Below are 23,738 nucleotides of genomic sequence, written 5' to 3'. Positions count from 1 at the left end.
GCCTAATCATGAGCCTAATACTATGTCTGACAATACATCTAATAACTCTCATAACCTTCATGAAGTCCTGCGTTTAGAGGCGTTGAAAAAATCTTACAACATTGGTCAGCCTAACGAGATTGAGGTATTGCATGGTATTGACTTAAGGATTGATAAACATGACTTTGCTGCGCTGATTGGCCCCTCTGGCTCTGGGAAAAGTACGTTGCTAAACGTGCTTGGCTTGCTCGATAAGCCGACCAGTGGTGAGATCTATCTGTTAGGACAGGCCACTAGTAATATGGATGATGCTGGACGTACTGCTTTGCGAGGCCATAGTATTGGTTTTGTCTTTCAGTTTCATCACCTCATTCAGGCGTTTACAGCGTTAGACAATGTGTTGATGCCACTGATGCTGACTCAAGGTCGCCCAGATAAGCTGGCGATACAAAAAGCACGTGACTTGCTGGCTGCGGTTGGGCTGGAGAAGTTTGCTGATACTAAGCCGAACGAGCTCTCAGGTGGTCAACAGCAGCGAGTAGCCATTGCAAGAGCGCTTATAACGGAACCTGCGCTATTATTGGCTGATGAACCGACTGGTAATCTAGATACAGTCACAGCTGCTGAAGTGTTTGAGCTGTTCCGTAAGGTCAATCGTGAACACGATTGTGGCGTACTTTTGGTCACTCATGATCCACGTCTGTCAGCATCCTGTGATCGCACCATCAATTTGGTAGATGGGCTGATCGAAAGTGACACGTTAAATACTAAATAAAATTAGTGGATACCTTATTAAAGAATACCTTCGAATATACCATCAATATACTTTTCTACCGCATCCGTATCATTGCTGACTTGCGCATAAGTTCTTAAACCCATTACTTGAATTTGAAAGTAGCAGGCCAGTTCAGCTGGATCTTTATCACTGCTAATTTCACCATTATCAATGGCTTGCTGAAAGGTCTTAACAAAAGAAGCTTCAACACGTTCTAAAATGCTTGTCGCGTGATTAAGCAGTTCTGGACTATCGTTTTGCGTCAACTCACCAATAGTTTTGACCACCATACATATGCCGCTGGGTGCGGTGCCTTTACTACAAACAGTGACGGTATGAATAAACCGTTTTAGGCCAGCAAGCACTGTTTCTTCTTGGGCAATATTATTGGCAAGATTCGCAGCACCTTCTTCCGCATATCGATTTAATGCCTCTTTAAACAAATTGTCTTTATTACCAAAAGCGGCATAGATACTACCGGGGCGCATATCGACGACATCTTGCAGATTTCTCATAGAGGTAGCGTGATAGCCCTTTTCCCAATAGAGATTTTTGGCTTTTTCGATGACGTCATCACGATTAAACTTCGCTTGTGCACTCATAATTTTCACCTTAAAAGCTAGTATCTTATTAAAGATATGAGCTTATTAAAAATATAGTCTTAAAATCTGGAAAACCAAGTCACACTAACATTATTGGTAGCGTTAATCCTAAACAACAAAAGCATAACCATTATAACGTGCTGTTAGGATAATTTTTTCTTGCGTTATAGCTAGCCGTTCAATGCTGCAAAAAACTTATCCCAGCAGCCCTGTATTGGCAATAACCAGTTACTCTGGCTTTAATGCCAACACTTTATCGATATCTGTCGCACTATGGCGATTTTCCAGCTGTTCCCATTCTTCACCGTGAGTACGGTTAACAATACGGCCACGTTGTACGGCTGGTCGCGCTAAGATGGCTTTTGCCCAACGCTGCACATGGGTGTAGTCATCGACTTGCAAAAAGTCCTTTGCCTCATACTGATTGCCTAAGACTAAATTGCCATACCAAGGCCAAGTGGCAATGTCAGCGATACTATACTCATCACCAGCAATAAATTGATTTTTCGCTAACTGCTTATCAAGTACGTCCAACTGGCGCTTAGTTTCCATTGTAAAGCGATTGATGGCATATTCAAACTTTTCGGGTGCATAAGCGTAAAAATGCCCGAAACCGCCCCCTAAGTAGGGCGCAGAACCATGTAACCAGAATAACCAGTTAAAGACTTGGGTACGTTTGCTGCCTTCTTCAGGTAACAAGACCCCAAATCTTTCAGCAAGATAAACTAAAATAGAAGCAGATTCAAATACCGTTTCAGGCTCAGCGCCAGAGTAATCAACGAAAGCTGGAATTTTAGAGTTAGGGTTGATATCTACAAAGCCTGATGAAAACTGATCGCCTTCGCCAATATTAATCATATGGGCGTCATACTCTGCGTCTTTGCCTAATGCTAATAACTCTTCTAGCATGATAGTGACTTTTTGACCGTTAGGCGTGCCCATTGAGTACAGTTGCAAAGCATGTTTGCCTACTGGTAATTCCTTCTCATGGGTAGCACCTGAAACGGGGCGATTCACACTTGCCCATTTACCGCCACTCTCTGCATCATGTGTCCAGACTTTTGGGGGTATATATTGGTTTTCCATTATTATTCCTATTTTTATGTGTATTCTTATGTTTGGGGTTATTCGATGTTTTTCGCAAAGTTTTGTGGATATAGGGCGCGTGCAGCTGCGTCATCAAAATCAGATTTGAACACAATATCCTTAGCAATATTGCGCGCTTTATCTACCGCAGGACGAGCGTTTATACTAGCAAACCAACGTTTGAGGTTTGGATAATTATCTAATCCTTCTTCGCCCAATACAAACGTTGCCTTATCGACCCAGCCCCAAGCGGAGATATCCGCAATAGAATAGTCGTTACCAACCACATATTCACGGCCTTCCATATGCTTATCTAGCACTTCGTAATGACGCTCAGCCTCACAAAGATAGCGATTGATCGCATAAGGTATTTTTTCGGGTGCTTTATGTTTAAAATGCACGGATTGACCGGAAAATGGGCCTAAGCCTGTCGCGACAAACATTAGCCATGAGAGCATTTCACCTCGATCTTCGGCCTTTCCTGCAAGCTGGCCTGTTTTTTCAGCTAAGTACATCAAAATAGCCGTCGAATCAAAGACACGGTTGCCATCATCTTCGATAGCTGGCGTTTTACCATTCGGGTTAATCGCGCGATATTCAGGCGTATGTTGCTCACCTTTCATCGTATCTATTGGTATTAATTCGTACGCTAAACCCGTCTCCATTAAGTAAAGAGCCACTTTCATAGGGTTTGGGGTTTGGTGAAAATAAAACTTAAGCATGTTGGTATCCTTAAAGGGCTCAAAAGGTTTAGGTGTTAATCTTACAACCACTATAAACAAAAATGAACGACCGTTCAAGTAATTTTGAGCAATCGTTCATTTTATTGGCGCTAACTATAAAAAAGCCTTTTGCTAAGCAGATTTTTGTGGACGTAATAATAAGGCAAGTCCAATCGCTATAAAGGCTGCGATGCCAGAGAGCATATAACTGATGCTAAAGTCTCCTGTGATTTCTGCGAGATAGCCTGCTGCCACTGGCCCAAGAGCCTGTCCGCCTGAAAAAGCAAAAGTCAGCGCCGCGAGTGCACTTGCCGCCGCTGCAGGTCCAAAATAATCGCCAGCGGAGGCCGCCATAATGACAGGAACGCTCCAAACCACTAAGCCAAACAAGATAATTGACAAGTAAAGCCCTAAAGTCCAATCAGTCAATCCAACCAGAAGATAAGCGATAGCAAGGAAGAAAAAAGCCAGCGCGAGACCAAGGCGACGTCCAATATGGTCAGAGATCCAACCAAAGAGCATGCCTGAAAAGACACTAAGCAGACCAATCCACGCCCAAATACCGCCCGCAGTCGCTTCACTCAGTTGATACGATCCAACCATGCTAGTCACGATAAAGGTCACGTAAACCATATAAGTGGCGCCATAAATGGCAAAGATAACGCCCAAATGTACGAGCAGCCTAACATTGCTACGTTCTAGCTTTTTCTTATTTTTTACAGGTGAGGTGGGTACACGTCCAAAAGGGTTTTGATTAACATCATCTGGATGATTGCGAATCAAAGTGAAGGTAAGCCAAGCCACTATGACATTAATAACTGCAAAAATGAGCCAACCCGTCTGCCAAGACAGTAGACCGGAGATGGGTAAGAGCTTTGGTACGACAAAGCCTGATAGAATAATGCCAAATCCAGGGCCTGCCATGACGAGTCCTAAGGCGAGCCCACGATGTGAAGGGAAAAACCAATGTGACATGACGCTCATCATTGGTAAGACCACGCCGCCGCTACCAATACCAGTCAATACGTAAAGTGCGCAGAGTAGGGGAAAGCTTGTGGTAAAAGCCATACCGAGCATAGAGACGGCGATTAAGAGAAGGCTGGCAGTACCAGTGATTCGAGTACCAAATCGAGGTATAATGAGCGGGCTTAAAAGAACGGCAACGAGGTATCCTATCAGGTTAGTGAAGCCCAATATTCCGCTTTGAGTGTAATTTAATCCCAAAGAAGAAGACATCGACGGTAGCAACATACCAAATGCAAATCGTCCTAAGCCAAGTCCACAGAACATCGCTATAGAGCCTGTAGCGGCTACAATCCAAGCATAATTTAACCCGCCTAGTCTGAGAGGAGGAGTGCTATCTTGGTCTTTTCGTTGAGTAATTTCATCATGCATCACGAATCTCCGACAAGTCGAAGAATTCGAAAGTTCATGATGCCTATAATAATTGTATTTAGACCGAAGAAAAATACTTCCCTGTTTTGAATCTTATCCATTTTACACTCATCCTTTTGTGCTTAATTCTTATAGGTCTTTGGTTGACTCTTGCATGATATTGACATAAATAGCTTTCGCTCCTTGCTTAGCTATTGATGTAAGTCTTTCATCGACTATTGCATAATCATGCCTATTACAAATGAGTATAACTTTACCTGAACGTTCGTTCAATTGGTATTTGACTAGATTACTGAAATGATTTTACAAGTAGCTCTATTAAAGAAAATGCCAGCTCATTTAAATGGCTGGCATTTTGACTGTTACTTTTTAACATCGTCTTTTTAGCTACAACTTTAGCCTTTTATCTAACCGAGTCTTCTACTTAACTCAGGAAAGCGTTTTATCATAAACAGCATCAGTAGTAATGCCATAACAGCGATAGCTGCCCCAACATAGCCCACGCTTGATAGCGAGAGATGCGTCACCGCATAACCTCCAAATAGCGCACCTGTACCAATCCCTAAATTGATAATACCTGAGAACATCGACATCAGCATGTCTTGCGCATTAACATCGACCATGATGACTTTAGCCTGCATGGAGATAATAAGCAGCATAAGTGCAGCTCCCCAGAGTAACGCATTCATACTGAGCGCCCATATCGACGTTACTACAAGCGACAAAGTGAGCATAGACAGTAGCATCAGTATCGTCGATATCAGCATTAGCCTAGTATTAAATCTATCACCCCAACGACTGAATATCACACTACCTGCAATCCCTGCGACACCGAATAAGAGCAGGACAAAAGTAGCTGAGTTTTCACTGACTGAACCGACCTGACGCATGAAAGGCTCAATATAAGAGTAGGCGGTATAATGCGCTGTAAAGACCAGTAGGATGAGTAAATACAGGCAGACCAATAACGGGTTTTTAAGTAGTTCTGGAATTTTTCTAAAAGAGCCTTCAAACATACTAGGCAATGTTGGCAACAGTCTCATTTGCAGCACAAATACGATAAAGGCGATACCACCAATACCGCCAAATGTCGCGCGCCAGCCAAACCATTGACCGACCAAACGTCCCAAAGGCACACCTAGCACCATCGCTAATGAGGTACCCGTCGCAAGTACGCTAAGTGCCAGTGCTTTTTTGCCTTCAGGTGCCACACGTATGGCAATCGCCGCCGTGATGGACCAAAATATCGCATGTGATAGTGCAATCCCAACTCGGCTAATGAGCAGCACATCAAAGCTCCATGCAAATACGGACAATACATGACTGGCAATAAATACTGCAAACAGGCCTAAGAGCAAGCTTTTACGCTCAAAGCGACTGGTCAGCAGCATCAGCGGCAATGACATGGCAGCGACGATCCAAGCATACAGCGTCAACATCCAGCCAGTCTCAGCTGTAGTAATAGAAAAGTCTTGAGCAATGTCGCTTAATAAGGCGACAGGGACAAATTCTGTGGTATTCATGATAAAGGCACTGACGCCCATCAAAAACACTTGAAAATACTGAGTCCGGCGAGCATTTGAGCTCGCCTTAAAGTTGTGTTTCATAAGATCCAATACAAAAAAGGTATTAATATAAAAGGAGGGTTAGCCAATAGTAGGGTCAAACATATTTGGTAATAAAAGTCTTTAACGATATAAGAGTGGCGAGGCAAGATACCAAGTCAAGGGCATTAGTGAAAGGGCTTTTTTGATAATGATTGTTAATAAGTGGTTTAGCGTTAGATGGTCAGTTCGAAATAAAATTGATACATCAATAATGTCGTGCTACTGGTATAAATTTTACTTGCTTGCTATGTCGTTGCAGCCAGAGGCTGCGCAAAATATATCCCAGCAGCACTGTATCGGTTTTAAAGCGAATCGGCTATATGTTACGGACTAACAATAATTCTAAAAAAGAAGCACACATATTAGTATTTATTTACTCTCATCTGATATGCTATCATCATTCAACAAACTATCGTGGGTTTAACAGCTTTGTCATTGCCAACCGCTATTGCAAGTTATCATAATTGCAATTAATGGTGACGTACAAACCTTGCAACTTCCAGCACGATATAAAACAATCCTGGTAAAGCGCATGAGCCTGTAATCCGACATCCTCATTTGTGCCTGATTTTATACTTTTTTGTCGGAGTTATAGGAATCTAAGGTGTTCAATACCATGAGCCACTCTACTAATCAATCCAAATATACTCGCCGTTATCATCCGCGTCATCCTTTAGCACAATATGCTATTACTCAAATAGACACGCTTGAACTGCGTGCGCAAGATATTGTAAAAATTATGGGTTACCCTCTAAAGCATACCATACCCGCCTGTGAGCGCCTGCGTCATGTATTGTCGAATAAACATCTTGGGCTTGATGGTAGTTATATTGATAAATGCTTTACGGCTGAGGAGTTTCTAGTAAAGCTTTTCTTAATACTTGATATACCTTATGAGCCATTCGTAGAAGATATCGCCCAGATTAAATATCAGTTGGCGCATTTACCTAATTATTCACCCAAATATAGCTTACCGTCAGACGTTGGTTTTAGGTTTAATAGTGTACATTGGATGTCTCGTGATGCTACTAAGGATTATAAGTTGATTGTTGAGCAGAAGAGTGCGGAGATTGATAAAGTGGAGCGTAAACTGGCAAAAGCCAGCGGTGCTTAAGAAGAAGTACTTAAAGTTTTTTTAGTCGTAAACAGCGAATTTTTAAACATATCAACATAGCATAGCCTCACTATTATAGTGGGGCTTTTTTTTACCAACTGCTTTCTAATATATTATGATTAATGGCTTACTACTAGCTTGGCTTCGGGTCTTCGATTGCAATTTACTAGAGCTTAACGTGTTAGAGTTTGGATAGAGCAAAGGAGTTCTAACATGGGGGTAATATAATCATCATTGAAGGCAAGTGTTCGCGTTGTTATCATGAGCAGTAAAGGTGTTGTCTCTATGATTTAGCATAGAATATGGTAAATAGTAAGATAATAGCCTTCATTTCTGACGTCACTCATCTCGATTCAACTGAGAAAAACATCTATGACTGCTTCATTACCTCTTTTGTACTCTTTTCGCCGCTGCCCATACGCCATGCGTGCTAGGCTTGGCATTTTGTTTGCGGAGTTGCAGGTGGAGCTGCGAGAGATAACGCTAAAAAATAAACCAGCCCAAATGCTAGCGATTAGTCCAAAAGGCACGGTACCCGTTTTACAGCTGATCGATGGTACTGTGATTGAGGAAAGTCGGGAGATAATGGAGTGGGCACTTGAGCAAAAAGATTCGCAAGGATTGCTTGATGCAAAAGTTTTAGATCAAGCCAATGCACTGATTGATAAAAACGACAACGAATTTAAACATTGGCTGGATCGTTATAAATATGCAGACCGTCATCTTGAGATGACTCAAGAAGAGTATCGGCTACAGGGTGAAGAGTTTTTACAGATTTTAGAGAAACTGCTAACTAAAAATTTCTACTTACTTGGGGACACTATAACCATTGCTGATATAGCTATCATGCCTTTTGTGCGTCAATTCGCTCATGTGGATCGCGATGTTTTTTACAATCTGCCTTACCCAAATTTGCAGCGTTGGCTACAACACTGGCTGGAGCATCCGATATTTTTGCAAGTAATGACTAAGTATCAACCTTGGCAAGAAGATGATGAGGTGGTAGTTTTTCCTTCTTAGTACTTAAGTCTTGTTAGCTGTTATTTTGAACTGACTATGTTGGTTCAAGCCTTAGTCAGATTATAATGTATTTAAATCACTGCTTATTTGAATACTATTTATACCAGACCCGCTATCAAAGAACATTTATACAAAACTATTGATATAATGCCCATCGTTATGAAATTAAGACTATAAATTATGGAACAAAGTAAAAACGCTGTAGAACAAAAACCCGTATTTATGCCTAGAGTCAACAGTGACAATCTGGTAAAAACGGATATGGTTAGGTTTGAGCGGCATGTGGGATTTGCCAGTCGCCAAAAGAAAAAATCCATCAATGACCTGCATCAAGTCATTCGCAAAAAATATGGTTTCAGTCACGTCTTAGAGCTATCTAGTAAGTCTGGCAATAAGTTAAGCTTTTTGCTGAGTCCACTCAGCTTACAGCTCACTGATGAGCATAGCGGCGGGCAGTATAGTGTCGAAAACATCTTTCAGGCCAGTAAGGTTTTTGAACAGGGTGGTCCCTATACTGACTTGCTGACAGCCCCGCCAAGACAAGCCAAAAAAGATGAGCGCTTACACGACTCAGGTCAGCTTATTGGCTACAATGATTTTGGTGTAGAGTGGGGTCTTGAGCCACTAACTGCGTTTTATGATTGGCTGTATATCAATGCGCTAAAGCAAAACCCTCAGCTCCATGAAGAAGTGATGCAATATCAAGCCTTTACTGATATTGAGTTTAATCCAAAAAAGTCTATCCATTGTGCGGCTTATTCGCTGGCGATGTTTGTGGCGCTCAGTAAGCGAGAGTTGCTCGGTAATGTTGAAGATCCAGGAACGTTTTACGATCTACATACTGAGTTTAAACTGAGTAATACAGAGCATCTTTTGGAAGAGGGGTGGTTTTGATAGTGAACCGTCCCAAGATTGTCGAAGACGAAACATTCTGAGTTAATACGAAAATATTGGGGCGGTTTAAAATGAAAGATCTGCTTTCACTGCCGTTTTTCGATTAGAGAGTAGCTTCGTTTGTCCGTCCTACGTCTTTTAATTCGTATAAGCTTTTTGATCTTTTAACATCATGAAGAAGCTCTTTCAACGCCATCTCGATTTATACGATTCTGGATACATTTCTAGGATTTTGCCCATCTCTCCTGAAATGGGCACTGACTTTCCTATATAATGTGAGCTATTTCGTTGTTGATGATCCATTCAATTTAGGCTTTTTTCTTAGCAAAGAAGGCTTTTCATTAGGTAAAAACGGTGCTTTATGTTTAACGCTTCCTCGACTCGTTTAAATAAATACATCAGCGAAAGCGGTATTTGCTCTCGAAGAGACGCTGACCGCTTTATTGAACAAGGCAATGTGTACGTCAATGGCAAGCGTGCTTCGGTGGGTGAGCAAGTGGTTGCTGGAGATACAGTAAAAGTAAACGGGCAGCTCATTGAGCCGAAAGAAGCTGATGACTTTGTTTTTATTGTATTAAATAAGCCAGTCGGCATTGTAAGCACCACGGAAAGCTCCGAGAAAAATAACATTGTTGATTTTGTCAGACATAGCGTACGTATTTTCCCGATTGGCCGTTTGGATAAAGATTCTCAGGGTTTAATCTTTTTGACCAGTAATGGCGATCTGGTTAATAAGGTATTACGTGCTGGCAATAACCATGAAAAAGAATATTTGGTGACGGTGAATAAGCCGATAACGGATAATTTTATTGAGGGTTTGGCTGGTGGCGTGCCTATTTTGGGAAAGATGACGAAAAAGTGCCCGGTTACTAAGGTGGCGCCTAACGTATTTAACATCACGCTAGTACAAGGTTTGAATCGTCAAATTCGTCGCATGTGTGAGCATTTTGGCTATGAAGTCGTGAAGCTTGAGCGTACGCGGATTATGAATGTGAATCTTAAGGGTCTTCCAGTTGGAGATTGGCGAGATTTAACCCCAAAAGAGTTGTCTGTACTACTTAAATCTATAGAAGATTCTTCTGCCAATGCTAGTGCTCCGGCCAAGAAATCTCGTAATGCGCCACGAAAAAAACCTCGCATTGATACCTCTTCAAAGTCAAAGGCGTCTTCAAAACCAAGGGGCGCAGCAAAGGGGAATAGTAAACACCCTAAAGACGGTGCTGGAAAACCAGCGGGTTCTAAAGGTGGGCGTCCTTCTGGTTATGGTAAGAAGGTTGGGGGCAATGGCAAACCTGCAGCAAATGGCAGGCGCCCTGCAAAAGGTCGAGGGTCTAAGCGGTCTTCACGGTCGTAGGTTTTTAGAGTGTGATTGCTTCGTTCATTTTTGAAATGGCAATAAGCTAGAGAACTTTAACCTTGACGAGATAATATTATGTTTAAAATAAAAGTAGAACGTATTGTCAAAAAACCGATTGACGAGGTATTTGAAGCACTAAGTGACCATGCCAGTTATGCGTTATTTAAATCTGTAGGTGTTGCTAAGTTGTTGACTGAAGGTGATGAAGAGCGCAATGGCACTGGCGCTTTACGAACGGTACAAACCGGAGCCTTTAAAGTATGGGAGCGAATTACTGCGTTTGAGCGTCCTATTCATATGCAATATCAAATCGAAGAAGCCAAGCCTATAAAAATGGAACACTACAAGGGCATTATTGATTTAAAAGATTTAGGGGATGGAACCACACACGTGACTTGGGTGTCTGAAGGCCGACTGGTTGTGCCACTGATCGGGGGTTTGTTCGATCGCAAAATGCAGAAACAAGGCATGATAGTTTTTAATAGTATGCTCAAGTCTTTAGAAAGCCGCTAAGTTAGCGGCAACGTTTACTTTCTATCTCAGTCTTTTAGTAGTGCCTTCTATGGTTTGATCTAAGCATAGCTCATGGAGTACGGGCAACTACTGTTATTCTTGATTAGTCTTGTTCTTGGCAGCTTCAATTTCATTAAAGCGTGCTAATTGCTCCGGTGTGGCTTGTTGTTGATACTTCTCTTTCCACTCAGAATAAGGCATACCATAAATAAGTTCGCGCGCATCTTCATAGTCGATTTCGATACCACGCTCTTCACCAGCCGCTTTATACCATTTGGATAAACAGTTACGACAAAAGTCGACAAGGTTCATGAGATCGATGTTTTGTACATCTTTGCGCTCGTCTAAGTGAGCTAATAAGCAACGAAATGCCGCAGCTTCTAATTCGATGTTTGATTCTAATCTTGCCATAAATTTTTCCTTAGCGTTAATGCGTGTTTGTGGTTATGTATGGTGTCTTAAAAGCAATGGTAACCTATATATTGGTTGCCCGCCTATTACAGATGTAATAATATCAAATGATTCTCTTCTATATTTACAGTTTATCTATATTTACAACTTACTCTTCTAAGGGCTGACCACGGGTTTGAGAGACCATTCTTTTAAAAACCATAAAAAAACTGCGTAGCCCTTATATTTAAGGACTACATTTAAGGGCTACGCAGTTCGGCAGTTTGATAGTATTAGAGCATCTATCGATGCCTGATAACACTTAATAACAACAGTCAAGCGTCAATGTGGTTAAGCATTACTTTTCAAGTACTCTAACATAGTGTCTGCATCTGATACTTCAAATGGGTCTATTGGGCAGTTGTCGCCAAAATCAGGTTCCTTAAACACTTTTTTGATGACTTTATTGTCGACATACATCGAATAACGCCATGAGCGCATACCAAAGCCAAGATTACTCTTATCAACAAGCATACCCATTTTACGGGTGAACTCACCATTACCATCGGGAAGCAAAAAAACGTTTTCACGGTTTTGCTTTAGGCCCCATTGGTACATGACGAACGCATCATTGACAGAAATGCAAACGATTTCATCTACGCCTAACGCCTTAAACTCATTGTAAAGCTCTTCATAGCGAGGTAGATGGCTGGTCGAACATGTTGGCGTAAAGGCACCTGGTAATGAGAACACAACCACTTTTTTATTGGCAAATAACTCATTTGTGGTTAGGTCATGCCATTTGAATGGGTTGTCTCCTTCGATAGATTCATCACGAACACGGGTTTTGAAAGTCACATCAGGTACATGGGTAATCATTATTTACTCCGATTTAGGTTATTGTCTTTTTGTTTTCAAAATCCAGCATTTATATGATAATAGTTATAGTAGTTCATAAGCAAATCTTTAAGCTGATATTCACTATATAAGCTATCAAAATATATGACTTTTTTTAGACCTTACAAGCTACGCTAGCTGCTTTGGCCTTCTCGTAAACTGAGCTACCTTCCAAACCCTGACTAAAAAGGGAAAGATGCAGAAGACAAGTTATTGAATATAGTGGTTGCTGAACTGCCCTAAGGATTGGTGTAGGCTCAAGATTCTGAGAGTATATGACTATACTGAGGCGCTTCACACCACTTTTTACCAATTCACCTTACTACCAATCCCATCTAAAAATCGACTGACAGTCTCTGATACATCTGAAAGAGGATTGAGCTATGCTGAAGAAACCGTACAACTAAAATTGGTAAACTAACGACTCTATGAGGAGTTTATCATGACCAAGAAAAAGCAACGCTACAGTGCAGCTTTCAAAGCTGAAATCATCGAATAGATAGCAGATAACAAAGGTAATGTTTCAGCGACTGCAAAGCAGCTAGATATAGCCATGCAGACATTATCTAACTGACAAAATACAGCGAATGGAGGTTGTCGTATTCTCTCAGCATATTGAGTCTCCGACAGTATCGGGACGTTTCACTTTGAAGTAATGAATCACATCAGCATTATAAAGCCTATGGTGTAGTGGCAGCGACACTCAAAAGATATCGATTCTCATCCAAAGAGTAGCGCCTGTGTAGATAATGACTTTTTATGAAGTAGAGCGTACAAGTGAGTTTAGCAACCAAGGTAAGTAGTGATATAATGCTCCGATAATCGATATTTTATGAAGGGTTTACATTATGGCTCGTACAGCTAGCGCATTACATATTTTAGTAAAACACAAAGAACTGGCTGACGACATTATTGCCAAGCTTAAAAAAGGCGCCCAGTTTGATGTGCTGGCTAAGAAACACTCAACCTGCCCATCAGGTAAAAAAGGCGGCAGCTTAGGTGAGTTTAAACAAGGCGACATGGTACCGGCATTTGATAAAGTCTGCTTCAACGGCGAACTATTTACCCCACATTTAGTGAAAACCAAATTTGGCTGGCATGTGGTTAAGGTGCTTTACAGGACGTAAGCGTTAGAGTCTGCAGTGGCATAGAGGCTTTGGACTGTTTTTAATAGATGATGGACAAGAAAAGCCAGACAACTAAGCTGTCTGGCTTTTTTATGATTAATACTTATCTGTCTGCCAAAAATTATGCTCACATATACAGCTACTTCAATCAGACAAGGATAATTGCAGTACTCACATATAACATCGTCTAAGTAAGCATAGCATTGGGAAATCATCTCAAACTGGGTTTTCTATATTATGTGCTCTATTTCTTTCTAAATCGCCTTACCACCAAAAATATCCAAAAATTGATTGACAGTTTTCGATGCATCCGAGAGAGGGTTGTCAAAAAGGTTAATCGATCGGTTGCAAATGATACGGCTAAGCTAAAAAAATTCAAGAGTTTGAAAAGGACATGCCTAGTTTTGAAGGTGAGGTTACAAGCTTAGATAGTTATAATGACTATGTGCTAACTGTGATTAGTCAACTTAAACAGAATAATAAAGGAAGTCTTTCTTCTGCTTTGATCAGCTATGTGATGCATCTTTTGTTGATAGTTAATGATTTGGTGGTGTGTCAAAAAGTATGCTGATTAAAATTTGAACAATTCTTGAAGCCTTGAATGCCCTATAGAATCAGAGAACGTAGCATAGATTTCTTATTGACTTTTATCGCCAGCATACTTTTTAGAACACCACCAAATTTTTAATCACGTTGCGACTTGCGGCCCATGTATTCTTGCGATTCTGTTGCTCAACATCCAATACGTCTCTATTCTCCAGTTTTCCCCAATCTACCTTTTGCTTTTCCCTTTGTAAAAGGTCGAACTCCGATCACCTCCCAGAAATATTCACCCAACTCTCCTAACTCTTTTATGGGCCCCCTTGGAGTTACCGTTTCGACCATACTTTCAAATATTCTCCCACGTGGTCTAAGAGCCCCCTTATACCTATCTTCGTATATATAATTGCTCCACTTAGTGTGTTCCTCCGTATTCAAAACTTCTCTATGATAATTTTCCTTTCCGCTTCTATTGCCTCCACTGCTTTGACGCTTACCACTTCCTGTTTTCATGGACCTCGGACTTGGCTTAAGTACAGCTTTTTGCAAAGGTGGCCCTGCAGTAAAACCCCCTGCCGTATTGATAAAGGCATCAGCAAGTGAAAAAACCGCCTCTGCACTGTGTTCTATTGCTATCATCAGACTTGGTGCAAGATATGCCTTAGCTGCACTTTCTCCTGCGGACTCTGCTTTTTTGGCAGTTTCATAAGGTAGGTTCATTGGTGCTTCCCCGAAAGTTGCTATTACTTCCGACCCAAACCAATCACCTGCTGTAATCGGATGTAAATAAGGAAATGTACTGTTAACAATGTTAGAAAATTTTCGATTAGATCGTTCACGCCAAAAATACATATCGTCCCTTTTTAGGCTGATATAATCATCTGTCTCCATCTTGCCCCAGTTTGATTGTTCAAGAGTCAAGGAGGGGGGCTCCTCCATGGTTCCTGAATAACTATACTCATTTCTGGATGTTCCGCTGCTGTCGGAAAAAACCAAAGGATCATTAATTGTATAACTAAATAAATTCGTTCCATCTATCATTCCCAATGGATCCCGCTGCACAAATCGACCAAGCTTTGGGTCATACTGCCGTGACCTATAGTCATACGTTTCAAGCTCATCATCCAATCGCCGAGCTGTGTAACGCCAAGGGTTATAAGTATCATTAACCGGTAATTCAATTAACTCCCCAAAGGGCGTATAGCGATATCCTCCAAATGAATCACCGTCAGCGTCAGTCAGCAGACGTATCGACCCTACTAAGTCCGTATGATACCAATGCTCAACACCGTTAGTCGCAATGTGTAGAGGGTTATCTATACCATCATCATAAACATATTGCGCAAAGAGGCTGCCATCTCGATACTCAGTAATAACGTCATCTCCATCAGAAACTAACTGGGTAACATGACCACCGAGTTGCTCAAGAATACGGCGCCCAAGTGCATCGTGCCAGAAGACAGCAATTTCATTTATACATTCTTTATCTGCACATACTTGCACTAGTCTGTTGAGCGCATCGTAAGTAGAGAATTGCTGTTGATCATCCTTAAGGTTGCCATTGTCATCATGGGTGTAGTTTGTGTTACCGCGAGACCTGTATTGATCCAATTGATCGGGATCATAATTGATACTATTACCATCAGACGTTCTTTCAATATCACGATTACCGACTAGATCATAATCATAGGTTTTCGGTATTTGAGGCAGCTCTAACGCACCTATCAAGGTCGTGATAGCGGATTGGCGATTGGGTAACGGGTTTGCTAGTTCCGTATTTGATATTCCAAAATTAGATAAGTCAAAGGACTCAGTTGTATCTGGCTTAAATTCATGCGCGAGTCGGTAAATTGAATCATAAGCAAAGCGTTCCGTACGGGTGCCAGCTGTCAGCACATCATTTCGTATACGTACATTGTTAGCGGCATCGTAAAGGTATTGGATTATTAAATGCGCTACATTCGGGCCATTGTGAGCTATCTCAGTCAAGCGCCCACCACCATCATGTCGATAGCTTGTGCTGGCCCCGTTAGCAAAAACACATTGATCAGGTTGTAGACCCGCGTAAATCATTTGAGCAATTGGACGAATATCAATCGATGCTGAGTCGCCAGGATAATCAATTCCATTTGCGATGTTTTGTGTGTTTGTCCTTCTGTTTAAGCCATCCCGATCTATGTGTAGACTGCGCCCACTAGGGTAAGTCAAATCTGTAAGAGCACCGACATCATTGAACTTTCGAGTGATGGTGAAGGGAGTTTTAAGCGGGGCTTCATTTACAGTATATGTAATAGTCTCTTGCAATTGCCAGCTCAGTGAATTATATCGGAAAGAACAAATAGCAAAATTATTCTCGGCCATCATCAAACGATCAAGACCATCATACTCATAGCGTTCAAAAGTTGCTCCAGCAACTACGAGATCAGTAGATAAATTAATTGTATTCACATCTATGCGTGTCGTATGGTTTAACGCATCAAGTGTAAAAAAGCGCTGTAAGCCATTATTGTCCTGCGTACGAATTACATTACTATTTTCATCGTAGTCAGTCAGCATCGTACTGTCATTCGGGTAAATGATGGCCCGACGGCGATCGAGCGCATCATACTCATATCTGGTTTTTCGACCCAAGGCATCAGTCACTGATATCAAGTTATTGTTAAGATCATATTCTTGTTTCGTCATCACTGGTATTGCTGCTGGTGTGACTGGTCCTATACCAGTATCGGTTAGAAAATTAGTGGATTTAATGAGCCGATTATAAACGTCAAAAGTTGATTTTGTCTCATTTCCTAGTGGATCAATCAGTCGTATCATATTGTCACGGCTATCGTAAAATATGCGAGTGGTATTTCCTAGACTGTCTGTTTGACTTGTCACACGATCAAGTTCATCGAATGTTGAACTGCTTGCAAAAAATCGTTTACTAATTTCTGTTCCGTCTTCTGCAAGCACACTGCCAATCTGGTCTGTGCGAATGACGTTATTATGCTCATCATATTGAGTGAGAGTTTGATTACCTAGTGAGTCGGTAACAAGAGTAGGGCGATCGAGGTTATCATATGCAAAATGTACTTCACGCCCAAGCGGATCAACAGTTTTTACAACTCTGCTATTAGCGTCATATATTGTTTTAGTTTCGACTAAACCAGCTGGATTGGGTGAATCTAACATTATGGTATCAAGCTGACTTAATAAAAATGGGCCTAATGGTTCTTCAAAGCGATCTACGCCATTACGAATAGCACGATTGAGCTCATCGTATTCGGTCTCACTACGAGACAATAAAAAGTAACCGTTGAATTGTTTTTCGAAGAATCGTACGCAGGTAACATTACCGGCTTTGTCGTAGTCAGTTCGTGTGATGTGACCCAAAGAGTCTACTGTGGCGATAGCACGGCCAAATACATCAAATTCGAACGTCGTTGGGTTACCAAGAGCATCAAATGAACGATGTACTCGTCCATCGCCGTCATATTCTATCTTTGTTGTGGCTGCATCTTCCGATCCTGCTCCAGTCGTTTGAGAGGCTGGTAATTGTCGTTCGTTATAACAAGTACGGATTTGATTACTCTTAGGTAAAATGGTCAGGATTTGTTGACCAGCACTGTCATAAACATGCTTTGTGACGAGGTGTGTGTCTAAATCAATACCTCCTGTTGTGGTCTTAACTAAGTTAAACTCTTCATCATAGCAAAAGGTAGCGACGCTTGACCCACCTAACTCTGCTTGCCCAAATTCATCTTTTAAATCTATATCTAATCTTTCCAACTTACCAGTTCGATCATAAAACTTTTGGGCTTTGAAATTAAATGGAGCTGTGGATGTTGTTTCGATAACTTGGTCGAGCTCGTTATATGAAGTGTGAGTCACTAATCGTCCGTCAGCTGTAGCTACTGATTTTGGCGCATGAACAGCAGTTATACGACCAAGCTCATCTACCTCATTACGCACTGTAATGTCAAAGCCGCCGACATCGACAACGATCTGCTGCAAATGTCCAAAAGATAATTCGTTTTGATCTTCAAAAAAACTACTTTGTGTAACAACGCCAACTGGATTTATTGAGCGTAGCAATCGGCCTTTTGAATCATAATCGGTAAATAGTTCGACAACGATTGGTTGTGGTTGATTATCGGGCAAGTGTGGCTGAGGGTATTCAACTTTTGAAAGAAGTTTGGTGAGGCCAGTGTAGGAATAATGAGTGAGCGTATCCTTATAGGGTTGAAGTTCGTTAGCATCAGGATTAGCACTTTCAGTATATCGGGGATCAGAAATAGTGAGTAGCTGACCAAATTCATCTTCATAAGTCATTTTGACAACGATATCTTGGCTTCGATCTATAGTTGCAGGGAAGTGACCATCAAGAATGTCTGGGAAGTTTCCCCATATACCTTGCGTTAAAGTAAGGCTATTAAAATTTGCATAGCCGCCACGGCGAGTTGTGGTAAGTATACGACTAAAAGCTTGTCGCTCTTTCCATGTCAATTGCTCTGTTGGAATATCTCCATTTTCCATCAACGGATGATGACGGGTAAAATAATCCCGTCCGAACATATGCTGGGTCAAAACACCTTCAGGACTCAGTGATGAAACGACATTGCCATCTCGATCATAACGGTACTGTTCGATTAGTTTTCGCAGTAGACCATTCTCAATGACACATTGTTCCCGCTGCAATAAGTTTCCAAACTTATTATATATGTGACATAAAGACTGACCATTTCTTTCAATCAGGGTGGTTTTATTCGTTGGTCGCTGTTCTGCTGGATAATCAGCATCAAAAAATTGATCGATGATTTCATATGTAAATTGATATTGACCGCCGCCTTGACGTTGCCGAGTGACACGGTTGTAATTCTGTAGCTCAGGAGAACTACCGTATTCTGTTTCAAGATATATCTGGCCGGCTGCATCAATTATTCGAGTTAAGTTATGTTGCAAATCTCCAGTTTGGAATGTAGAACTATATTCATAGCAAACTGTTAGGCCGCACTTGTAGCGGTCTGTTGAAGGTGAAGTAACTGCAATTAAGTCGCCGATAGAGTCATAAGTATAATTCCATTGTCGATTGGTATAATCGCTGATAGAGCAAATACGGTTTTGCGTATCGTAAGCAAATTGAACATATCTTCCCGGATGGTTTATTTCAATATCTTTTAACTGGTCGGTAGCGGGATCATAACTGAGCGTTAAATGATTTCCAAAACGGTCTTCTATTTTTGCCAATCGGTGTAAAAAACTGTGTTTTGGATCAACTTCAAATACTTGCCGCGCACCATTTGGCTGACGAAGTACATAGGAGCCGTTTTCTGCGAAGAAAACGCCATGGCTTCCATCCGGTGGCATCCAGTAATCAAACTCATTATTTATTGTCTCGCCGAAACGGGGATGTTTTATATACGTTTCTTCACGAAAATCACCTGTAGATAGGAAAATAGAGGATGAGCCTTCCCTTAGCCAAACGTGAAAGTTATGTATCCAGTTATAACCAAGCGGCCCATTGAATATGGTCTGATTTCTATAGCGGCGGCTAAAAACAAAATCAATACCCGCGCCATTGATACGTATGTCATCTACATTGTGAATGAACTGACCTTTATACATCATGACTGGATCAGCACCGACATCGGCCAAGTTATCTTTATGTTGGTCTGCGCGAACAGGCTGTTTTTTTTCTGTGATTGGAATCAGCTTTTCTAATATTTCAATTTCCAATGCAGGATTGCTCGACTGACTCATCTCACCTGCAATGAAGTTCGCGACATCAACAGGATCTCTTCCTTCTTTCTGAGCCGCAGCAAGCTCTTCTGCTAAGGCTGGAAAACACTCTAATATTGCATCGATATAGCGAGCTTGATATTCTTCATTTTCATCTTCATTATTAGTTTGGTCATTAAGATTTTCTAATTTAGAACAGTTAGATGTATTCATAATCTACTGCTCCTTGCTGTTTGGCCTGCCACTTTTATCATCTGGTATAGATATACCCAAAAGTAAGCGTCTCGCGTTTGATGCTTCTTCTACACCTAGGCCTGTTTTTCGAGAGAATCGCGCCAAGTCGATGGATAAAGCCTGATCAACTGTTAGGCTAGCTCCTAAAGTCTTTATTACTCTTTCCGGTAGTCCCTTAATCTTAGATATAGGAGTTTCTAAATATTCCTTCGGCAAAATGTCTTTAATCTGATTTTTAAAATAGTCACTTTCTAAAAACCCTACTTTGTCGTCTGATGAATGGCGGCTTATACTATTGTGACTTCTCGTTAGTGCGGACTGTACTTTTGAGAGAAATTCTTTTGCAAGTGGTGCTCTATTTTGACGAATTGCACTTTTAGTCATTAATGCTTTATTAATTCTGATTTTTGGCTCATCGACTATGAATTCAATAATATCAGGGTCTTCTTCCCGTTCAGGTGGAGGAGTAAGAGGTGGTGGGATAATCTCTATACATTTTCCTGATTTGAAACAAGTACAAAGTTTACGACTAGTAATAAATAGGCTTCCTATATCTGCATGAGACTCTGCGTGACTGGTTTTTGGAAGCTCTGATCTCATAAATACTCGGAAAATAGCACCTTGAAAAATTGCTAGATCCCCAGCAGCTCCACCACCCACAGAACTACTACCTCTACCACTACAAAGTTTTGCAGACACTACAAGTGTTCCCGCTATAACACTATAATTCAAAGCTGTAACATTTTCGCTATGACCAGAAATTAAGGCAACTCCTGGATGCCCTTCTTGCCACCCAGAATCAATATCCTCACCTTCTTTTATTTTTCGTTCTTGCCTTTGATCGACAATAAAATCTTCTGGTAAAGGCCTTATAAAACTAAGATCTTCACATTTACCATCACCTGCGCCATTCCCTAAAGCGTCTGATCCACTTCCGCCGGGCACTCGCATAGTAGGAACGGGAAAATCAAAATGAGTTTCGTAATACTCCTCTGGAGGTTCGACAATTACTGCGTTTTCTGGATAATGTCCCGTTTCAAGTGAGGCTTCTATGCAAAGGCCTTTAACTCCTTTTGGTCTTGAAACAATTAAGAAGTATTCTTGCATTCCTTCAATTGCTCGAAGACCTTGAACAAAGGTCCTATAATCTGTGGGCTGGAGTACATGAGGGCGTGCTAAACTAAGGAACACAGCTCGATTTGTACCAGCATGGTAACCTGTTAATAGGTTGTACATTTGGCTTAATTGTGTAGTAGTTCCTTGTGTTTCGCGTCTCTCACGAGAGGCATCTGTTTGTACACTCCATTGGTCTTGATCAGTTTCTTTATGCGTCTGTTTAGTTGAAACAGACGCATTTACACCAATAGGAAATTCTGGAATTGGTATAACGGCCTTCACTCCAGCCTCAAAGCTAACACTGTTTTCAGTGCTCTCAGTATGAGTGAGCGCTTTGTTTGTCGATAATGCGGATCTTGATCCTGTAAGAACTTCACCAGCTTCAGTTGCGGCTTGATAAAGATCACGGCGCTTGGGTTCAAAGTCAATGATGTGAGGGAAATTCTCTAAATCAGTTGCTTCTTCTTTTCCTAATACAAAATAGGCAAATTCGAGAAGTGAGGATTTACCTCCAGATGTAGTAATTATTACTTTTTGAATACCTTCTGCTTCAATGATTAGTTTATGAACTTGACTAGGTTCCAACTCTGATGATTTCGTACCAACCAAACCATCTGCAGAAAACGCTTCCATCTTCACAACTGTACTTTCTAAATAAATGATTTTAGCTTCTACAGCAGCTATTCCCGATGTATCCGGAATTTCTATAACCATCTCTTTTTTTAGGTCAAGTTCAGCATCTGTGTTGTTATCCAAAGTTATAAGATTAACGAGGTCATTAGATGGTTGACCAGAGTTAAAGCTTACCCCGCTTTCTTCGTATGGGTCTTCTAGCTTGGTTCCCACTTTCAATAGGGGAGCGTCGATTGGTGCGCCTTGTTCTCGTAGTTTAGAAAAATCTATTCTATTACGCTCTAATAGAGCTTTGTTAGAACTTGGGAAGACCGCAACGTTAAGCATAACTCCATAACAAGCAAAGTAGTCTTGTGCTATTCGATCTATAAAACCTCTAAAACCTTCCTCCGGAAAATCAGGAAATTGAACTCCAGTTGGACCGACAATATGGTCTAACAAACCTATTTCTTCTTTGGTTGGCTGATAGCCTGTTATAGAAGTAGTAACCTTAATATAAGTGATTTGATCTCCACATAACTCTTCAGGTAACTCTTCAGGCTTAGGTTCATAAACTGATATGGCCATTGAAGATCGCCAAGGAAATGGAAATCGTTTGTTGCAGAACTTTTCATCCATCATATCTGGGCTGACGGCAATTTGTCTCCAAGGAATACTCTTAGGTAAATTAAAATATTGTCCTGACATACATTTCTCCTTCAAAGTTTTGCCAACTGCCAAAACTTTTTACGTTCATCAAATATGGGTAGTGTGGAATCCCAGATGATGTATAAATTAGAGAGTGACCAATATTTAATTACATTTATCCAATTACATTGTTTCCCAAGCTTGATAGACATTGTGAGCGCTATTAAATATTAGTTATCACCAAATGATTTCAGATTTCAAATTAGGGGATAATTAAATTCCAAACCTAGCTTAGAATACTTTTCCGCAGGTGACTGAAATCGTGAAGCACTAGCTTTATCAGTAATGATAATAATTTTCATTACATACTAATAACCTACACTATATTGAGTTTGACTAAATGTATATTTTGTATTAATCAGTTACAATTATAAGTGTGGATTTAGGGTTACTCTAAGTTAGAACGTAATACGCATTATATATAAACCATAAGTTTAATTATCTTATCTAACAAAATCTTAAAACGTATTAACCCCTTAAAGCTTTGTTAGGTATAGCTCTAAGAGGTATTTTTAATATCAAAAATTATCCTCAATATTGAAAACCCATAGATATATTGTGAAATTAAACCTTAAAACATTCTCACATAAGTTGTTGATCACTAAAAATCGCCCTGAGACTGTCGGAGAGTTAACTTTCTGAGAAAGTACGACAATAAGAAGACAAACCTACACTACTGAGATTAAAGAACGCGCTGTTCACATGCTGATTGAAGCATCAAGCGATTATCCCTTCACATGGTCAGCCATCCAAGCCATAGCCTCAAAGATTGGCTGCACGCCTGAAAATCTACGATCATGGTATAAAAAGCACATAGAACAAACCATTTTTGAAGCTGTATAAGCTCAAAGTCAAGGTCAGCGCATCAAAGAGCTTGAACGTGAGAAGAGAGAGCTGAAGCAAGCTAACTAGATCATACCCAAGGTGGTCGCTTTTTTAGCCCACCCAAGTAATGATCAATTTCATCGATGACAACAAACAGTTTTATGGAATCAAGCTTATCTGTAGGGCTCTACCGATTGCTCCATCGACTTATCGTCTTGCTAAAGGCTTGGAAATTCATCCTGAAAAACGATCACTGCGCAGCCAGCATGACGAATTCTATATCAGCGAGATTAAGCGCATCTGGCAGGATAGAAAATGTCGTTATGGCACTCGTAAAGTCTGGCAGCAGATGAAAGCTAATGGCATAAAGGTTGCTCGTTGTACTGTTGATCGTCTAATGAAGCAGCATGGATTGCAAGGGGTTTGGCGCGGTAAGAACAAGATGACCACTAACAGCCGTAATGTTATCCAACCTATAAAATAAAATTATAGGTTGTTCGCTAT

Annotated in this window: 17 protein-coding genes and 1 pseudogene; 9 read left to right on the top strand and 9 right to left on the bottom strand. The window is 40.9% G+C overall.

The annotated features are described in order from the left end of the window. Positions 1 to 22: 22 nt before the first annotated feature. Positions 23 to 754: an ABC transporter ATP-binding protein gene (locus ACTQ9S_RS04705; RefSeq protein WP_440454378.1), complete on the top strand. Its 732-nt coding sequence runs from the start codon at positions 23 to 25 to the stop codon at positions 752 to 754. Positions 755 to 771: 17 nt separating this feature from the next. Here the strand turns inward: ACTQ9S_RS04705 and ACTQ9S_RS04700 are convergent, their stop codons facing one another. The 5 genes from ACTQ9S_RS04700 to ACTQ9S_RS04680 form a co-directional block, all read right to left on the bottom strand. After that, positions 772 to 1,356 carry a TetR/AcrR family transcriptional regulator gene (locus tag ACTQ9S_RS04700; protein WP_440454072.1) on the bottom strand — a complete coding sequence of 195 codons (585 nt, stop codon included), beginning with the start codon at positions 1,354 to 1,356 and terminating at the stop codon, positions 772 to 774. A 228-nt stretch (positions 1,357 to 1,584) separates the two neighbouring features. Continuing rightward, positions 1,585 to 2,445 (bottom strand): glutathione-dependent disulfide-bond oxidoreductase, encoded by an 861-nt coding sequence (gene yghU, locus ACTQ9S_RS04695; RefSeq protein ID WP_440454376.1) that lies wholly within the window; start codon positions 2,443 to 2,445, stop codon positions 1,585 to 1,587. 35 nt (positions 2,446 to 2,480) lie between these two features. Then, positions 2,481 to 3,164: a glutathione S-transferase family protein gene (locus ACTQ9S_RS04690; RefSeq protein ID WP_440454070.1), complete on the bottom strand. Its 684-nt coding sequence runs from the start codon at positions 3,162 to 3,164 to the stop codon at positions 2,481 to 2,483. Between the two features lie 132 nt (positions 3,165 to 3,296). After that, positions 3,297 to 4,559: an MFS transporter gene (locus ACTQ9S_RS04685; RefSeq protein ID WP_440454068.1), complete on the bottom strand. Its 1,263-nt coding sequence runs from the start codon at positions 4,557 to 4,559 to the stop codon at positions 3,297 to 3,299. Positions 4,560 to 4,966: 407 nt separating this feature from the next. Beyond that, a complete protein-coding gene (locus ACTQ9S_RS04680) occupies positions 4,967 to 6,166 on the bottom strand; it encodes a sugar transporter (protein WP_440454066.1) in 1,200 nt (399 codons plus the stop codon). A 616-nt stretch (positions 6,167 to 6,782) separates the two neighbouring features. On the opposite strand from ACTQ9S_RS04680, the gene ACTQ9S_RS04675 reads away from it, so the two are divergent. The 5 genes from ACTQ9S_RS04675 (at position 6,783) to ACTQ9S_RS04655 (ending at position 11,064) form a co-directional block, all read left to right on the top strand. After that, positions 6,783 to 7,280, top strand: coding sequence for a hypothetical protein (locus ACTQ9S_RS04675; RefSeq protein ID WP_203226492.1), 498 nt, complete (start codon positions 6,783 to 6,785; stop codon positions 7,278 to 7,280). Positions 7,281 to 7,652: 372 nt separating this feature from the next. Beyond that, positions 7,653 to 8,300: a glutathione S-transferase gene (locus tag ACTQ9S_RS04670; protein WP_440454064.1), complete on the top strand. Its 648-nt coding sequence runs from the start codon at positions 7,653 to 7,655 to the stop codon at positions 8,298 to 8,300. Between the two features lie 180 nt (positions 8,301 to 8,480). Next, positions 8,481 to 9,194, top strand: a complete 714-nt coding sequence (locus ACTQ9S_RS04665) for a DarT1-associated NADAR antitoxin family protein (RefSeq protein ID WP_440454062.1) — start codon at positions 8,481 to 8,483, stop codon at positions 9,192 to 9,194. 361 nt (positions 9,195 to 9,555) lie between these two features. Further along, positions 9,556 to 10,548 (top strand): 23S rRNA pseudouridine(2604) synthase RluF, encoded by a 993-nt coding sequence (rluF, locus tag ACTQ9S_RS04660; protein WP_440454061.1) that lies wholly within the window; start codon positions 9,556 to 9,558, stop codon positions 10,546 to 10,548. Between the two features lie 78 nt (positions 10,549 to 10,626). Beyond that, complete coding sequence (locus ACTQ9S_RS04655; RefSeq protein WP_440454059.1) at positions 10,627 to 11,064, top strand: SRPBCC family protein; 438 nt, start codon at positions 10,627 to 10,629, stop codon at positions 11,062 to 11,064. Positions 11,065 to 11,157: 93 nt separating this feature from the next. Here ACTQ9S_RS04655 and ACTQ9S_RS04650 read toward each other — a convergent pair whose 3' ends face one another. Next, entirely contained in the window at positions 11,158 to 11,475 is a 318-nt protein-coding gene (locus ACTQ9S_RS04650) for a DUF1244 domain-containing protein (RefSeq protein WP_440454057.1), read from the bottom strand. Positions 11,476 to 11,805: 330 nt separating this feature from the next. Continuing rightward, on the bottom strand, positions 11,806 to 12,333 hold the full coding sequence (locus tag ACTQ9S_RS04645) for a peroxiredoxin (RefSeq protein WP_440454055.1): 528 nt from the start codon (positions 12,331 to 12,333) through the stop codon (positions 11,806 to 11,808). A gap of 460 nt (positions 12,334 to 12,793) precedes the next feature. On the opposite strand from ACTQ9S_RS04645, the pseudogene ACTQ9S_RS04640 reads away from it, so the two are divergent. Together ACTQ9S_RS04640 and ppiC are read left to right on the top strand one after the other, a co-directional pair. Then, a pseudogene (locus ACTQ9S_RS04640) lies at positions 12,794 to 12,922 on the top strand (transposase); the annotation flags it as partial. Between the two features lie 277 nt (positions 12,923 to 13,199). Further along, a complete protein-coding gene (ppiC, locus tag ACTQ9S_RS04635; protein ID WP_350655732.1) occupies positions 13,200 to 13,478 on the top strand; it encodes a peptidylprolyl isomerase PpiC in 279 nt (92 codons plus the stop codon). Positions 13,479 to 14,228: 750 nt separating this feature from the next. Here the strand turns inward: ppiC and ACTQ9S_RS04630 are convergent. Both ACTQ9S_RS04630 and ACTQ9S_RS04625 read right to left on the bottom strand, forming a co-directional pair. After that, complete coding sequence (locus tag ACTQ9S_RS04630; protein WP_440454053.1) at positions 14,229 to 19,952, bottom strand: RHS repeat-associated core domain-containing protein; 5,724 nt, start codon at positions 19,950 to 19,952, stop codon at positions 14,229 to 14,231. A 3-nt stretch (positions 19,953 to 19,955) separates the two neighbouring features. After that, positions 19,956 to 22,409, bottom strand: a complete 2,454-nt coding sequence (locus ACTQ9S_RS04625; protein ID WP_440454051.1) for a hypothetical protein — start codon at positions 22,407 to 22,409, stop codon at positions 19,956 to 19,958. Positions 22,410 to 23,361: 952 nt separating this feature from the next. On the opposite strand from ACTQ9S_RS04625, the gene ACTQ9S_RS04620 reads away from it, so the two are divergent. Continuing rightward, positions 23,362 to 23,718, top strand: a complete 357-nt coding sequence (locus ACTQ9S_RS04620; protein WP_440454050.1) for an IS3 family transposase — start codon at positions 23,362 to 23,364, stop codon at positions 23,716 to 23,718. Positions 23,719 to 23,738 lie beyond the last annotated feature (20 nt).

Source organism: Psychrobacter sp. ASPA161_9 (assembly GCF_051970275.1).
In the GTDB taxonomy this organism is placed as follows: domain Bacteria; phylum Pseudomonadota; class Gammaproteobacteria; order Pseudomonadales; family Moraxellaceae; genus Psychrobacter.
Note: the sequence above shows the minus strand (reverse complement) of the source record. Positions and strands in the feature narration are given on the sequence as shown.